General features: G+C 59.8%; 15 protein-coding genes. 10 read left to right on the forward strand and 5 right to left on the reverse strand.

What is annotated here, in order from left to right:
* Positions 1–5: 5 nt before the first annotated feature.
* Genes fdxA through HMPREF3170_RS09990 form a run of 3 tightly spaced genes read left to right on the forward strand, consistent with a single transcriptional unit; the run spans position 6 to position 2,012 of the window.
* Positions 6–332: a ferredoxin gene (fdxA, locus tag HMPREF3170_RS09980; RefSeq protein ID WP_070362691.1), complete on the forward strand. Its 327-nt coding sequence runs from the start codon at positions 6–8 to the stop codon at positions 330–332.
* Positions 333–338: 6 nt separating this feature from the next.
* Positions 339–1,445, forward strand: coding sequence for a succinyldiaminopimelate transaminase (gene dapC / locus HMPREF3170_RS09985; RefSeq protein WP_070479440.1), 1,107 nt, complete (start codon positions 339–341; stop codon positions 1,443–1,445).
* A 30-nt stretch (positions 1,446–1,475) separates the two neighbouring features.
* Entirely contained in the window at positions 1,476–2,012 is a 537-nt protein-coding gene (locus HMPREF3170_RS09990; protein ID WP_070362689.1) for a GtrA family protein, read from the forward strand.
* A 13-nt stretch (positions 2,013–2,025) separates the two neighbouring features.
* Here the strand turns inward: HMPREF3170_RS09990 and HMPREF3170_RS09995 are convergent, their stop codons facing one another.
* The 3 genes from HMPREF3170_RS09995 to HMPREF3170_RS10005 form a co-directional block, all read right to left on the reverse strand.
* Positions 2,026–3,396, reverse strand: coding sequence for an amino acid permease (locus HMPREF3170_RS09995; protein ID WP_070479441.1), 1,371 nt, complete (start codon positions 3,394–3,396; stop codon positions 2,026–2,028).
* Positions 3,393–4,823: an amino acid permease gene (locus HMPREF3170_RS10000; RefSeq protein WP_083290978.1), complete on the reverse strand. Its 1,431-nt coding sequence runs from the start codon at positions 4,821–4,823 to the stop codon at positions 3,393–3,395. The genes HMPREF3170_RS09995 and HMPREF3170_RS10000 overlap by 4 nt, the downstream gene beginning before the upstream one ends.
* Positions 4,824–4,916: 93 nt before the next feature.
* Entirely contained in the window at positions 4,917–5,855 is a 939-nt protein-coding gene (locus HMPREF3170_RS10005; RefSeq protein ID WP_070479443.1) for a 2,3,4,5-tetrahydropyridine-2,6-dicarboxylate N-succinyltransferase, read from the reverse strand.
* A 115-nt stretch (positions 5,856–5,970) separates the two neighbouring features.
* Here HMPREF3170_RS10005 and HMPREF3170_RS10010 point away from each other — a divergent pair, with 115 nt between their 5' ends.
* Genes HMPREF3170_RS10010 through HMPREF3170_RS10035 form a run of 6 tightly spaced genes read left to right on the forward strand, consistent with a single transcriptional unit; the run spans position 5,971 to position 9,788 of the window.
* Positions 5,971–6,774, forward strand: a complete 804-nt coding sequence (locus HMPREF3170_RS10010) for an LOG family protein (protein ID WP_070362685.1) — start codon at positions 5,971–5,973, stop codon at positions 6,772–6,774.
* Between the two features lie 3 nt (positions 6,775–6,777).
* Complete coding sequence (folP, locus tag HMPREF3170_RS10015) at positions 6,778–7,614, forward strand: dihydropteroate synthase (protein ID WP_070362684.1); 837 nt, start codon at positions 6,778–6,780, stop codon at positions 7,612–7,614.
* The gene (locus HMPREF3170_RS10020; RefSeq protein WP_070479444.1) at positions 7,614–8,387 is read left to right on the forward strand and encodes a glucosyl-3-phosphoglycerate synthase; all 774 of its coding nucleotides are present in this window, start codon (positions 7,614–7,616) and stop codon (positions 8,385–8,387) included. The genes folP and HMPREF3170_RS10020 overlap by 1 nt, the downstream gene beginning before the upstream one ends.
* Before the next feature lie 9 nt (positions 8,388–8,396).
* On the forward strand, positions 8,397–8,753 hold the full coding sequence (locus HMPREF3170_RS10025) for a hypothetical protein (protein ID WP_070362682.1): 357 nt from the start codon (positions 8,397–8,399) through the stop codon (positions 8,751–8,753).
* Positions 8,725–8,892, forward strand: a complete 168-nt coding sequence (locus tag HMPREF3170_RS10030; protein WP_070362681.1) for a DUF3117 domain-containing protein — start codon at positions 8,725–8,727, stop codon at positions 8,890–8,892. The genes HMPREF3170_RS10025 and HMPREF3170_RS10030 overlap by 29 nt, the downstream gene beginning before the upstream one ends.
* Positions 8,893–8,924: 32 nt before the next feature.
* Entirely contained in the window at positions 8,925–9,788 is an 864-nt protein-coding gene (locus HMPREF3170_RS10035; RefSeq protein ID WP_070362680.1) for a methyltransferase domain-containing protein, read from the forward strand.
* A gap of 21 nt (positions 9,789–9,809) precedes the next feature.
* Here HMPREF3170_RS10035 and HMPREF3170_RS10040 read toward each other — a convergent pair whose 3' ends face one another.
* Together HMPREF3170_RS10040 and glgA are read right to left on the reverse strand one after the other, a co-directional pair.
* On the reverse strand, positions 9,810–11,198 hold the full coding sequence (locus tag HMPREF3170_RS10040) for a GH32 C-terminal domain-containing protein (RefSeq protein ID WP_070479446.1): 1,389 nt from the start codon (positions 11,196–11,198) through the stop codon (positions 9,810–9,812).
* Between the two features lie 24 nt (positions 11,199–11,222).
* Positions 11,223–12,380: a glycogen synthase gene (gene glgA / locus HMPREF3170_RS10045; protein ID WP_070362678.1), complete on the reverse strand. Its 1,158-nt coding sequence runs from the start codon at positions 12,378–12,380 to the stop codon at positions 11,223–11,225.
* Positions 12,381–12,501: 121 nt separating this feature from the next.
* Between glgA and glgC the strand changes: the two genes are divergently transcribed.
* Positions 12,502–13,725 carry a glucose-1-phosphate adenylyltransferase gene (glgC, locus tag HMPREF3170_RS10050; RefSeq protein WP_070479448.1) on the forward strand — a complete coding sequence of 408 codons (1,224 nt, stop codon included), beginning with the start codon at positions 12,502–12,504 and terminating at the stop codon, positions 13,723–13,725.
* The last annotated feature ends 71 nt before the right edge of the window (positions 13,726–13,796 follow it).

A 13,796-nucleotide genomic window follows, 5' to 3' on the forward strand; every position in this document is an offset into this window, starting at 1 on the left:
AACGCATGACTTATGTGATTGCTCAACCATGCGTGGACGTAATGGACCGCAGCTGCGTCGAAGAATGCCCAGTCGACTGCATCTATGAGGGCAAGCGCATGCTCTACATTCACCCAGACGAGTGCGTCGACTGCGGTGCATGTGAGCCAGCTTGCCCGGTAGAGGCCATCTTTTACGAGGATGACACCCCGGAGGAATGGGCCGAGTACTACGACGCAAACGTCGGCTTTTTCGACGAGCTCGGATCGCCAGGCGGGGCGACAAAGCTTGGGCCACAGGATTTCGACCACCCATTCGTGGAGGCGCTACCACCGCAGAACCAGGACGGTTAAACCTGCATGAGCACGCACCATCGCGCCGGCTTAGAGGAGCAGCTACCGGAGTTTCCTTGGGATACCATCCTCGATGTCAAGCAGAAGGCAGCCAGCCATCCCGGCGGACTCATTGACCTCTCGGTCGGGACACCGGTAGATTCAGTCGACCCTTCCATCCAGCTTGCCCTGGCTGAGCATGCCGCTGCGCCTGGCTACCCGCCGACGCAGGGGTCGGCGGAACTACGCCAAGCGATTGCCGACTCGCTGGAGCGCCGATACAACATTCAGGACCTGCACACAGACGCTGTGCTTCCCGTCATCGGCACAAAGGAGGCTGTCGCGTGGCTTCCAACCCTGCTCAACCTGCGCGGTGGCATAGTGGTGATCCCGGAGATCGCGTACCCAACCTACGAGGTGGCCGCGATCATAGCGGGATGCAAGGTCGTGCGATCTGACGTTCCAGTCGATGGTGCGTCCCTAGTATTCTTAAACACCCCGAGCAACCCAACCGGTCGCGTCCTCTCCGCAGAGGAGATGCGCGTATGGGTTGACTACGCGCGGGACACCGGCGCGATCATCGTTTCAGATGAGTGCTATATGGGTCTGGCGTGGGACGAAGAGCGTGCGCCAGTATCTTTGCTTGACCCGGCGGTCAGCGGTGGTGACAACACCAACCTCTTGGTCTTGCATTCGCTGTCAAAGACATCGAATATGGCCTCCTACAGAGTCGGTTTCATCGCTGGTGACGAGAAGCTGGTGCAAGAACTTCTGCTGTTGCGCAAGCACACCGGAATGATGGTGCCAGGACCAATCCAAGCAGCAACGCTGGCTGCACTCCGCGACGATCAGCACGAAACACTCCAGCGGCTTCGCTACGCCAACCGTCGGGTGACACTCTTGCGCGCGCTGCTCGCGGCAGGGTGCAGCGTTGAGCATTCCGAGGCCGGGCTGTACCTGTGGACACGCAGGGAAGGCGCAGATGCCCGCCAGACGCTCGACTGGTTCGCGCAGCGTGGAATCCTCGTTGCGCCAGGGGACTTTTACGGCCCTGGCGGCTCGCAGCATGTTCGAGTTGGTCTCACGGCTTCCGACGAGGCCATCGCTGAGGCCGCACAGCGACTCTCGGAGTAACACGTGACCACTCCAACAGAGCATCGTGGGATGCGTGCGCTTCGAAGCCTGCGCGAGTTTTTGCGCTTCGGCATTGTGGGAGGCTCCGGCGTCCTGGTCAATCTTTTGGTGTTCTACCTCACCAAGAAAGCGATCGAAGTCGGCTTCAATCTGCATGAGGGCGACATCTTCTTCAACCTTTTCGGCACCCGCTTTAACGTCCGCTGGTATCACGTGCTTGCTACCGTGGCGTTTCTCGTGGCGAACACATGGAACTACCAGCTCAACAGGTCGTGGACCTTCCGGGGCCCGCAGCGGCGTTCGTGGATCCGCGGGTTTTTCCCGTTCCTCACCACCGGCGTGATGGCATTCGTTGTTTCGCTGGTGTTCTTGACGTTGTTTATGAACCCGAACTCCCCAATTGGTTTGCCGGACAGCATTTTCGACGACTCCACCGGTCTTCGCACGAAGTCCTACTGGTCGCAGGGCCTGGCGACGCTGATCGCGACACCGGTGAACTACATCATTAATAAAATTTGGACGTTTTCGAAGCCGAAAACAGCTCCGAAAACGTCCGCGTCTTCCTAGTTGTGCTTGCCCGTTAGACGCTTTCCTTGGATGGGCGCACCAGGAAAGATGCGCCGATCAATACCGCGGAGACGATGAGGACCGCGATAATTTGGCCTCTGGTGGAGGCGTCGAAAAGCATGAGGATGGTGAGTCCCACGAGGGCAATCAGCGTTGCCCACGGAACCCAGGTCGCTCCGCGTACCTGCACTGCGGAGTTCTTGATCTGCGGGTGCAGTCGGATGTAGCTCAGCGTGATCATTACCCACGTGACCATGAGGCAGCCACCGACGGCGTTCATGAGGAAGTCGAGCAGCCCTGGTGGGTTCCACCACTGCAAGCCGACTGCGGCGAAGGCGAAGAACATCGACACCAATACGGAGTTCATTGGGACGGCGTTCTTGTTCGTGGCGCGAAGCCAGCGCGGCGCGTCGCCTTCGAGCGCCTGTTGGTAGGCGAGGCGAGACGTGCCGTAAATCTGGGCATTGAACGCGGAGAGCAACGCCAGCACGATGACGGCCTCCATGAACCCGACCACGCCTGGGATGTTTGCCATGCTGAGCACCTGGGTAAATGGTGAATCTGCTGCGGAGTCGGCACCGTCGATTTGAGCATATGGGATCAGCAAGATGATGACGATGATGCTTCCGATGTAGAAGAGCGCGATGCGCCAGATAATGGAGTTGACCGCGCGCTTGACGGCCTGCGCGGGGTTCTCCGACTCTGCCGCCGCGATGGTGACAACCTCGATACCGCCGAAGGCGAACGCCACGGCGAGCAGCCCAGCGGCGACGCCGGCGAAGCCGTTCGGCATGAAGCCCGACTCCCGGACGTTGTCCAGGCCGACGAAGTCGTGGCCGGGGAGGATGCCGAGGAAGAGCGCGGCGCCGATGACCAAAAAGAGGATGATGACGGCGACCTTAATCATGGCGAACCAGTACTCAAACTCGCCAAAGCCTTTCACCTGCGCGAGGTTGATGACAGCGAAGAATACCACTGTGACCAGCGCTGGAACCCATTGGGGGACGCCAAACCAGCCAGACATAATTGCGGCTGCGCCGGTGATCTCGGCGCCACCAACCATGATGAGGAGGAACCAGTAGAGCCAGCCCAACAGGAAGCCGGCCCAGTGGCCGAACGCCTGGCGCCCGTACGTCGCGAACGAGCCGGAGGATGGGCGGGCTGCAGCCATCTCGCCGAGCATGCGCATAACCGAGATAACAATCAGGCCTGCGATCGCGTATGCGACCAAGATGGCGGGGCCTGCGGCCCGGATGCCGACGCCCACTCCGAGAAAGAGACCGGCGCCTACCGCCATGCCCAGACCCATCAGGGTCAGGTGACGCGATTTGAGGCCAGTGCCCAGCGTGGTGTCGTCGGATTCAGTGTTGCGTTGAGTTGTCATCGGATGTTCCTCTCGGCGGCGTCCTTAGCGCGTTGTTGGAAAGTGTCGGTGCGGGTCCAGAGGACACCAGCGATTGAAATGATGCCCACGACGACTGCTACCGCGAACATTTGGAAGCGGCCGTCAGGGTTGGTCAGCATTAGCACCACGATGGCTCCCGCCAGTACAACTGTTGCCCACGGCAAGACTCGTGGAGCCCATATGCGAACGTGCGTGATCTCGTTGCGCTTCACGAGCTGCGGGTGGATGCGCAGGAACGAGAATGTGATGGCGAACCACAACACGATCAGGCAGCCACCTACCGCGTTGAGCAGGAATGCGAGCAGTCCAGGGGGATTCCAGTACTGTAGTGCGACAGCTACGAAGCCGAAGAACACGGAGAGCACGACGGCGCGCATCGGTACGCCGCGGTGGTCGGTGCGTGCGAAAGCCTCGGGGGCGTCGCCGCGCAGGGCCAGGTTGTGGAGGAACCTGGAAGAACCGTAGATCTGTGTGTTGCACGCGGAGAGCAGCGCGATGACGATGACGGCTTCCATAATGCCTACCGCGCCCGGAATGTTTGCCAAGTGCAGCACGGCGGTAAACGGGGACTCGGAAGCGTCGTTCGCCCCACCGATGTCTTCGTATGGCAGCAGCAAGACGATGAGCAACACGGATCCGATGTAGAAGATGCCGATTCTCCAGATGATGGAGCGGATCGCAGAGTGCACGGCAACCTCGGGGTCTTCGGATTCGGCCGCCGCGATGGTGACCAGCTCAATACCGCCGAATGCGAACGCAACTGCGAGCAGTGCCGTGGCGACGCCACCCCAGCCGTTCGGCATGAACCCGAACTCGGCAATGTTCGTTGTGCCGACGAACGACGTTCCCGGCAGGAGCCCCAGCCACAACGCCACGCCGAGGGCGAGGAAGAGACAAATCACGGTGACCTTAATCAGGGCAAACCAGAACTCGAATTCGCCGAGGTTTCGCACTGCGGCGAAGTTAATCGCCGTGAAGATAACAATCGCTGTCAGCGCCGGGATCCACGGAGACACCGCGAGCCATGATGCGATGATGGCGGAAGCGCCGGTGATCTCGACGGCCATGATCATGATCATCATGAACCAGTAGAGCCAGCCGATGGCAAAGCCTGCCCACGGACCGAAGGCCTGCTCCGCGTAGGTAGAAAACGTGCCCGAAGAAGGGCGCGCGGCAACCATCTCCGCGAGCATCTGCATGATGCACACGGTGATTGCGCCAGCGATCATGTACGCAATGATGACAGCGGGGCCTGCTGCGGCGATACCCACACCAGTGCCAAGGAAGAGCCCGGCGCCAATTGCTGAGCCGAGGCCCATCATGGTCAGGTGCCGGGTCTTCAGTCCGCGCTGTAACGATGTCGACGCCCGAGTTGGGGCCACAACCGATGAAGCTTTCAAAGACATGGCAATTACCTTAAACACTCATGTACTTTCATGCCTATCATTCGCAGTTGTGTCGCCCCGTGCTCTGCGAATTCGGCCCGTAAAAGTAGAGCGTTAGCTGTTTCGCGCGCGCAGTACGGGCGTGGTGCTTGCCGGCTCTTGGTGGATGCTGATATCACTCTGACCAGCAATCTCACTTGCTGGGATGTGTGTCTCATTTCTTGTGTCGTAGATAATTGTCGACGGCTCCAGCATCACATTGACACCGATCTCGCAGTTGTCCCCGAGATCCACCCCGATTACACCCGATGCGGGGTGAAGCGTGCAATTGCGTCCGACTCGTAGCGGGATCCGGTTATGTCCGCTGCCGCGCGCAGCCATCAGCACCGCCGACAACGCAACCTCGGTACCTTCACCAACCGTGACAGCGGAGGAGAGTCGCCCCTCAATCTTTGCTGGTCCAAGAGCTCCGGAGTTGTGTGAGACGTAGCCCTCACGGATCACGGACGTTCCCGGAGCCAAGTAGGCCCCGAGGCGGACGCGCTCCGCTTCGGAGATTGAGACCCCAGTCGGCACCACGTAGTCGACCATGCGGGGAAGCCGCTCGATGCCGTAGACGTGGATGTTGCCCCTGCTACGCAGGCGAGTTCGCACGAATTCGAAGTTATCCGCCAAGCATGGGCCCTTATTCGTCCATACCACCGGCTCGAGGTGTTCGAGGCAGTCTTCCATGTTGACTTCGAAGGGGCGCACCAGGCGGTGGGAGAGCAGGTGGAGCCGAAGATATACGTCGTGGGCATCCACAGGGGGTTGGGACAGGTCCGCGATTGTGGTGCGCACCGGCACGTGCTCGACGAGCCGGTCCGAGTCCATGCCCACCAGGCTGAGGAATGCGTCCCCAAGTTCGTGCGCGCTGACTCTGCGGGATCCGGAAGTGAGGCCGGAGGGGTCGTCGATAAGTGAAGGGGAAGGGTACCAGGTGTCGAGTACCGTACCGTCCAGCGAAATATTGGCAATACCTGTGGCCTGCGCTCCTTGTAACATGCTTGTCATCTTAAACGCACAGTCACAAAGGGCCGGACTCGGACGACAAGCGGGGGAGGGGTTGGCCTAGCATATAAGTTTTTGGCAGAGTCGAACTCAACGTGTTTTGAGGAAGGAAGGACCCATGGCACCTCACAAGTCACCGCGACCGGACAAGGAGCGAAAACTGCGCGGCCCAATCATGCTGCGAAGCGAGGACACCGAACAGCCGACGACGCACGACCGTCGCCTCCTGGAGTCCTTGGGCTACAGCGACCACGACTGGAAGCACGCGGACCCGTGGCGTGTGATGCGAATCCAGTCTGAGTTTGTCGCAGGCTTCGACGCACTGAGCGACTTGCCGAAGGCGGTCACTGTGTTTGGCTCCGCACGCCTCAACGAAGGCACGGAAGAGTATGCGCTGTCATGCGAGGTAGGCAAGGCGCTCGTCGAGGCGGGATACGCGGTCATCACTGGTGGCGGTCCAGGCTTGATGGAGGGGCCGAACCGCGGTGCCCACGATGCCGACGGCATCTCGGTGGGGCTCGGCATTGAGTTGCCGTTCGAACAAACGCTTAACGATTGGGTCGACCTCGGCCTGAACTTCCGCTACTTCTTCGCGCGCAAGACAATGTTCTTGAAGTACTCGCAGGCGTTCATCGCGCTGCCGGGCGGGTACGGGACCATGGACGAGCTGTTCGAAACGCTCGTGATGGTGCAAACCCAAAAGGTTACCAACTTCCCGATAGTGCTCATGGGTACCGAGTTCTGGTCCGGCCTGGTTGCGTGGATTGAGGAGCAGCTGCTTGGCCGCGGCCTCATCTCGCCGGGCGATGAATCCCTGTTCTACGTCACCGACTCCGTCGACGACGCGATCGCGCACATCGTGCACGCACATAAGGTGATGACAGACGCGCGCCTGCGAGATGCTCACAACGAGGACGTCTAAGAGATGCCTGGCCGCATCGCAGAGGTTATGGCGATCATCAACCGGACGCCAGATTCGTTTTACGACAAAGGAGCAACGTTCGCGATAGAGCAAGCGCTGGATCGAGCCGATACGGTGATCGCGCAGGGAGCGTCGATTGTCGACGTCGGCGGGGTAAAAGCAGGTCCCGGCGACGAAGTCGACCCCGCAGAGGAGATCGAACGCGTCGTCCCTGTCATCCGGGGCATCCGCCTCCGGCACCCGTCAATACGCATCAGCGTGGACACCTGGCGCGCCGACGTCGCACAGACCGCAATCGAGGCGGGTGCGGACCTAATCAACGACACCTGGGCTGGCTACGATCCCGAGCTTGTCGAGGTCGCCGGGGCGCATCGCGTTGGGTACGTCTGCTCCCACACCGGCGGTGCGGTACCTCGCACACGCCCACACCGCGTCCACTACGACGATGTCGTCGCCGACGTCATCCGGGAAACCACAGCGCTCGCCGAGCGCGCCGTTGCTTGCGGCGTGCCCGAAGATCTCGTGATGATCGACCCAACGCACGACTTCGGCAAGAACACCTTCCACGGACTGGAGTTGCTGCGCCGAGTCGACGAGCTCGTCGCAACAGGGTGGCCAGTGCTCATGGCGCTGAGCAACAAAGACTTCGTCGGCGAGACGCTCGACCGTGCAGTTGGCGAGCGAGTCGCAGGGACGCTCGCAGCGACAGCGTGGTCCGCCGCACGCGGTGTCGCAGCCTTTCGCGTCCACGAAGTCGCCGAAACCCTCGACGTGATCCGAATGACCGCCGCCATCCAGGGACATATGCCACCGATCAATACCGTGCGGGGGCTTGCGTAGTGCGCGTCAGTGTGGTCATCCCGGCGCTGAACGAGGCCGCAACCGTCGGACACGTTGTGCGACGCTGCTGCGTTGCAGATGCAGTTCGGCGCGATGGGGAAGTACTGGTCATCGACTCGGATTCACACGACGACACCGCGACGCTTGCCGCCAGGGCGGGGGCTCGTGTGGTGAACTGGCGCGAGGTCAGCGCGATTGAACCGCAGGAAGGCAAGGGCGAAGCACTGTGGCGCGGTGTGAAGGCCGCGCGCGGAGAGTTCGTCGTGTTTATCGACGCCGACGTCACCTCCCTCGAGCCGTGGTGGATTGATGCACTCATCGAGCCCTTCAAGACCCCGGAGATCCACCTTGTGAAAGCTCGTTACAAAAGATCCCTGGACGGGCGGCCTTCTGGCGGCGGGCGTGTCACGGAACTGACTGCAAAGCCTTTGCTACGACGGTTTTTCCCAGCATTGAGTGATATTGGTCAGCCACTGGCCGGCGAATATGCAATACGGCGAGATACAGCGCTGCGCCTGCCGTTCGTGGCGGGATACGGCGTTGAGTCGGGGCTGCTCATCGACACCTTCGCCAGGTATGGACGCAATGCTATTGCGGAAGCGGATCTTGGAACTCGCGTACACCGCAACCGCCCGCTTGAGGAGCTGGGGCCGATGGCGGACGTGGTGGCGTCGACAATTCTCGACAGGGCGTTGGTATCCGGACAGCTAGGTTCCGAACAGAAGACGAGGCAACGGCCGCCCTGGTGCGAAATTCTGAGCGCTGAACGCTAGTATGATGACATGCTTTCTTGGATCATCCTGATTATCGCCATTGCCGTTTTTTGCGTGCTTGGTTTCTTGCTCTTTAGCCAGCTGTTTGGGCGCGGCGAACAGCTGCCACCCATGATGGAGACCGAGGACGTCAAGTCCGCGAACCGGCTCGCAGTTGAGGAGGGCAACATTGGAGACGTGCACCTTGAAGTGGTGCACCGTGGCTACCGGATGGACCAGGTCGATGACCTGCTTACCGCACTCGGTGAAAAGTACGGCTTTGCTCCGACTATCAGTCAGCTAACCGAAAACAGCGTAGTATTGGATACAAACGTTTTGACTGAAGGAGAAGCGACAGATGGCAGCAATGAAGCCGCGCACCGGTAATGGACCAATGGAAGCCGCAGAAGAAAGCCGGAAGATTGTCATGAGAATTCCGTCCGACGGGGGCGGCCGCCTGGTCATCGAGATGAGCAAGGAAGAGGCAACTGAGCTCGGAAATCTGCTGATTGAAGCCGTAGGATAAGAATTCTCTAAACTTAAGGTAATATATCCAGCATGCTCAAAGACATAATTGATGTGCTGGCAGATCCTATAGACCTTACTCCTCTTTGTGGTGAAGAGGAGTTTTCACGCCTCGTTTCCGAAAGTGGCCACTCGTACGATGTGGCGAAGCAGGGCTACGTTACGCTGGCGAGCGGAAAAGGTCTGCAACATGTCGGTGACTCGTTGGAGATGGTCCTCTCCCGCGAGTCATTTTTGTCGCAGGGGCACTTCGCCCCGTTCGTTGAAGCGATGACGGAGCACGTAGAACACGTGCTTGACCTCAGCGCGCCTGAGGAAGACCACCCGGCGATCCTCGAGGTTGGCGCGGGGACCGGCTACTACCTGTCGCACACCCTGGACTCCGTGGTTGGCGCGCGCGGCGTCGGACTTGATATCTCGGTTCCAGCTGCGAAGTATCTTGCAAAGGCACATCCGCGAATCGGCTCGATTGTGGCCGATGTGTGGCAACAGCTTCCAATTGCGACCGGGAGCATCCACGCGATTACCGTGGTGTTTGCCCCGCGTAACCCAGCAGAATTCGCTCGCGTGCTTGCGGATGACGGCCAGGTTGTAGCGCTCATTGCGGATCAAGGCCACCTCGATGAGCTGCGTGAACCCCTCGGTATCTTAGGCGTCGAGCCCGGCAAGCTGGACCGCCTCGTCGAGCAGTCAGAGGGCCACCTGGAGCTGGCCGAAGACCCAAAGGAACTTGTCTTCCCGATGCGTTTGGACCGCGAATCTATCGCGGCCCAGGTCGGAATGAGCCCATCCGCCCGCCACATTGAGCGGGGCGAGTTGGCGCGTCGTCTTGACGCCCTGCCGGATCACATGACCGTAACCGCGCATGCACAGCTCGTGCGCCTGCGCAAGGCGTAAGCCGTTCCGCTCAGGAAGCACCTAGCGACTACGACGCCACTCGTTCAAGATGCTGGCGTCGCCCTTTGCGCGGGAGCGGATGCCGATGCATCCGTTCTCCGGCCAGATGCGCGAGGACATCACTACTGCACCGCCGTCGGCATAGACCTCGAGCGTCGAACCGTCCACGATAACCGTGATGGTATCTTCCTCGTCCTCGCCGATTTCGGCTTCCGCAACTTGGCCATCGAATCGATCGACGGTGAGCTTGTCGCCAGCATGGGTGACCCGAGCTGCGACCTCACCATTACCGTCGACAATCTCAGCGACGACACTGCCACCTGCGGAGATCTCGCATAGCGCAGTCCACAAATGGGCGCCGCGCGTCGTGCTCACCGCCTCGGGGAGCCCTGGCGCAGGTACCTGGTACAGGTGACCATCCTGGAGCGTGACATAGCGTGGCAGTGTGAGCGTATTTGCCCAGCCTTCGGTTTCCCAGTTCGGCTCTTTCGTCGGGGACCCTTGGCGGCCAGAGGGCGTCATAAAGCCAAAGAGATAGGTGCCTTGGTAGCGCTGCGCCGGGTCCATCGCAACCGGGAGGTAGTTGGTGTTGCGGGGGCGAGTGAAATCGTGCCCGAAATCGAGCGCCTGTGCAGGTGTGGTTACCCGGAACGTGTTGTTCTCCAGCTTGCCGATGATGTAGGCCGAACGGTCTTTGCCACCGCGCTCAAGCGTGAAGAAGAAGACGTCGTAGATCTTGGAATCAACTTCATCGCGGAGCCTGCAAATACGTGGCGCTACCAGCGTCTCATCGAGGTCGATTCCGGGGTCGCCATCAAAAGTGAGAGGTCCTTCGAAGCGCCACTCAACGCCATCGATAGAGCGAAGCACGACTGGCTTCGGCGTATCGACGCTGCCCGTGATCGCCAGCATGAGCCAGCCATCGTGCTCCTCGCGCTCGTCATCTTTCCAGTCAGGAACGACGCAGGGCGAGCGGAAGTTGTTGTACTCAGGCGTGTCCTCGACGATATCGCCAAGTCGCTGCACGCCAGGTGTGGCGTTTGTATCTTCGAGGAGTTCATCGCACAGCCCTTCCAGCTCAGGCGCGTGGGCGAGCTGGATGGTGTTGCCAGCAGCAGTTGCTGAAGTGAAGTACAGGTAGATGCCTTCCGGCGCACCAATTACGGCACCTGCTCGAACCGCGGATTCGCCACCGGCGGGGACGATGGCATCGTTGCATTCGACCCAGCTAAACGGGTCGCCGTCGCTGACGTTGTGGCCCCAGCGGCTCGGGGCTTCGGGTGTGGGGCGGTATTGGTAGAAAATATGCCAATTGTTTTCTCCTTCGCGCCCGTCGAAAATGACACCAGCTGGCCCCTCGAGGATGCCACTGTCTGCGGTGACGTGAAGTTCTGGTCGGAAAGTACTCATCGTTAAGTGGTGTTCACCCCTGCGTTATTTCGTGAGTTGTTCGTAGATCTTGACGGTGTCTTGCGCAATTGTCTTCCACGAGAAGTCATTGCGGGCGCGCGTCAGGCCAGCTTGGCCCAGCCTTCGGGAGAGATCCTTGTCACCAGCCACCCGGTTGACTGCCTCGGCGAGATTCCGCTCGAAGGCTTCCGGCTGCGTTTTGTCGTAGTCAACGAGCACACCCGTCTCACCATCCACGACGACCTCCGGGATGCCACCCACGCGAGATGCCACAACAGCGGTTTCGCATGCCATGGCCTCCAAGTTCACGATGCCAAGCGGCTCGTAGATTGACGGGCACACAAAGACGTCGGCTGCGGAGTAGACCTCGCGGATCTTTTCTGCCGGCAACATGTCCTGTACCCAGAACACACCATCGCGCTCAGATTGTAGCTTTTCGACGAGCCCCTTCGTCTCTGCGGCGATCTCCGGTGTATCAGGCGCACCTGCGCACAGCACGAGCTGGACGTCTTCCTCAAAGTGCGACGCCGCCTTGAGGAGGTGCGCGACGCCCTTTTGGCGCGTGATTCGACCGACGAACGCGACGATCGGCTTCGCCGGGTCTACACCGAGGTCTGTCAGGACGGTTCCCTCGGTGGGGTACCACTTTGCCGGATCGATGCCGTTGAGTACGACGTGAATCTTGTCCGCCGGGATGCTCGGGTAGGCACGAAGGATGGCTTCTTTCATACCCGCGGAAACGGCAATGACTGCGTCCGCATTCTCGAAAGCGTTCTTCTCGCTCCACGAGGAAACGTTGTAGCCACCGCCGAGCTGCTCGCGCTTCCAAGGGCGGTCAGGCTCGAGAGAGTGCGCAGTGACAACGTGCGGAATGTCGTAGAGAAGGCCTGTGAGGTGGCCACCGAGCCCGGCGTACCACGTATGGGAGTGAGCCACGTCAACATTGTTGGCGGCGTGGGCGATCCGAAGGCCCGTCGATAAGGTCTTGATGGCACCGTTCGCGTTTTCAAGGGCAGGGTCAACCCCGTGGACGTAAACGTCCTTCATGTCGCGGGGAGTGCCCATGCAGTGAACATCGACGTCAACGATCTCCCGCATAAAGCGAGTGAGCTCTGTGACGTGGACTCCGGCTCCCCCGTAAATCTCGGGAGGATACTCTTTGGTCATCATTCCGACTCTCATACCGCCCGAGCATAGTGACGAATTCACGTCGGTGCAGGAAAGCAAAAACTGAAATGTAGCGCTGCCCACTTTAGGAGGCAAAAGGCTGCAAGGTCACGAAGTTTTCAATAGGCTCGGAAGCGTGAGAAGTCAGCCTAGAGTACTTGCAATTGTCCTTGCCGGTGGCGAAGGGAAGCGCCTGTTTCCGTTGACCGCGGACCGAGCTAAACCGGCCGTTCCTTTTGGAGGCAACTATCGATTAATTGATTTTGTTCTGTCGAACTTGGTCAACGCTGGGTACATGCGAATCGCAGTGTTGACACAGTACAAGTCGCACTCGCTGGACCGGCACGTGGCGACGGCTTGGAACGTATCTGGCCCGACTCCGCAGTACATCGCATCGGTGCCGGCGCAGCAACGTCGTGGCAAGCGCTGGTACAACGGCTCTGCAGACGCGATTGTGCAGTCGCTCAACCTCATTTACGACGATAAGCCGGATTACGTGCTGGTCTTTGGCGCAGACCACGTCTACCGGATGGATCCTTCGCAGATGGTGGAGAACCACATCAAGTCAGGCAAGGCTGCAACGGTGGCCGGTATCCGCGTGCCTCGATCAGAAGCTACGGCGTTCGGCTGCATCCAGTCCGAAGAGGACGGCACCATCACCGAGTTTTTGGAGAAGCCCGCGGATCCACCAGGAACCCCGGACGATCCGGATATGACGTTCGCTTCGATGGGTAACTACGTATTCTCTACGGAACCACTGATTCAAGCGCTGCTCGAGGACGAGCAGAACGAGGACTCTGATCACGATATGGGTGGCGACATCATCCCGTACTTCGTGCGCAAGGGCGAAGCAAATGTGTACGACTTCTCGCAGAACGAAGTGCCCGGCGCGACAAAGCGCGACAAGGGATACTGGCGAGATGTCGGTACGATTGATTCTTTCTACGAGGCGCACATGGACCTCATCTCTTCGTACCCAGTGTTCAACTTGTACAACTCGACGTGGCCGATTCACTCCACAGAGGACGGCAACCTTCCACCAGCGAAGTTTGTCGTGGGAGGTATCGCACAGGAGTCGATGGTGGCGTCGGGATCAATTATCTCGGGCGCTACCGTACGCAATTCAGTGCTTTCCACGGATGTGCGTGTTGAGGAAGGCGCGACCGTTGAAGGTTCTGTGCTGATGCCAGGTGTGCGCATCGGTAAAGGGGCGGTGGTCCGCCACTGCATCCTCGATAAGAACGTCTATGTAGCTGACGGTGAAATTATTGGCGTCGACCTTGAAAAGGACCGCAAACGCTACACTGTTTCGGACAACGGCGTAGTGGTCGTCGGCAAAAATCAGGTGGTTCAGGAATAACTGACACTCATAGGCAAGGCCCGCTCGAAGCTCAGCGAAGTTCGAGCGGGCCTTGTTCGTGCGTACGTAGA

The organism is Corynebacterium sp. HMSC08D02, assembly GCF_001807505.1.
Lineage (GTDB): Bacteria > Actinomycetota > Actinomycetes > Mycobacteriales > Mycobacteriaceae > Corynebacterium > Corynebacterium pseudogenitalium.

What these genes read in the sequence shown, in the direction of transcription:
- fdxA (WP_070362691.1), top strand. Translation starts at nt 6, where the DNA reads ATGACTTATGTGATTGCTCAACCATGCGTGGACGTAATGGACCGCAGC.
- dapC (WP_070479440.1), top strand. Translation starts at nt 339, where the DNA reads ATGAGCACGCACCATCGCGCCGGCTTAGAGGAGCAGCTACCGGAGTTT.
- HMPREF3170_RS10000 (WP_083290978.1), bottom strand. Translation starts at nt 4,823, where the DNA reads ATGTCTTTGAAAGCTTCATCGGTTGTGGCCCCAACTCGGGCGTCGACA.
- HMPREF3170_RS10025 (WP_070362682.1), top strand. Translation starts at nt 8,397, where the DNA reads ATGCTTTCTTGGATCATCCTGATTATCGCCATTGCCGTTTTTTGCGTG.
- HMPREF3170_RS10005 (WP_070479443.1), bottom strand. Translation starts at nt 5,855, where the DNA reads ATGACAAGCATGTTACAAGGAGCGCAGGCCACAGGTATTGCCAATATT.
- folP (WP_070362684.1), top strand. Translation starts at nt 6,778, where the DNA reads ATGCCTGGCCGCATCGCAGAGGTTATGGCGATCATCAACCGGACGCCA.
- HMPREF3170_RS10035 (WP_070362680.1), top strand. Translation starts at nt 8,925, where the DNA reads ATGCTCAAAGACATAATTGATGTGCTGGCAGATCCTATAGACCTTACT.
- glgA (WP_070362678.1), bottom strand. Translation starts at nt 12,380, where the DNA reads ATGAGAGTCGGAATGATGACCAAAGAGTATCCTCCCGAGATTTACGGG.
- HMPREF3170_RS10010 (WP_070362685.1), top strand. Translation starts at nt 5,971, where the DNA reads ATGGCACCTCACAAGTCACCGCGACCGGACAAGGAGCGAAAACTGCGC.
- HMPREF3170_RS10040 (WP_070479446.1), bottom strand. Translation starts at nt 11,198, where the DNA reads ATGAGTACTTTCCGACCAGAACTTCACGTCACCGCAGACAGTGGCATC.
- HMPREF3170_RS09995 (WP_070479441.1), bottom strand. Translation starts at nt 3,396, where the DNA reads ATGACAACTCAACGCAACACTGAATCCGACGACACCACGCTGGGCACT.
- HMPREF3170_RS10030 (WP_070362681.1), top strand. Translation starts at nt 8,725, where the DNA reads ATGGCAGCAATGAAGCCGCGCACCGGTAATGGACCAATGGAAGCCGCA.
- HMPREF3170_RS09990 (WP_070362689.1), top strand. Translation starts at nt 1,476, where the DNA reads ATGCGTGCGCTTCGAAGCCTGCGCGAGTTTTTGCGCTTCGGCATTGTG.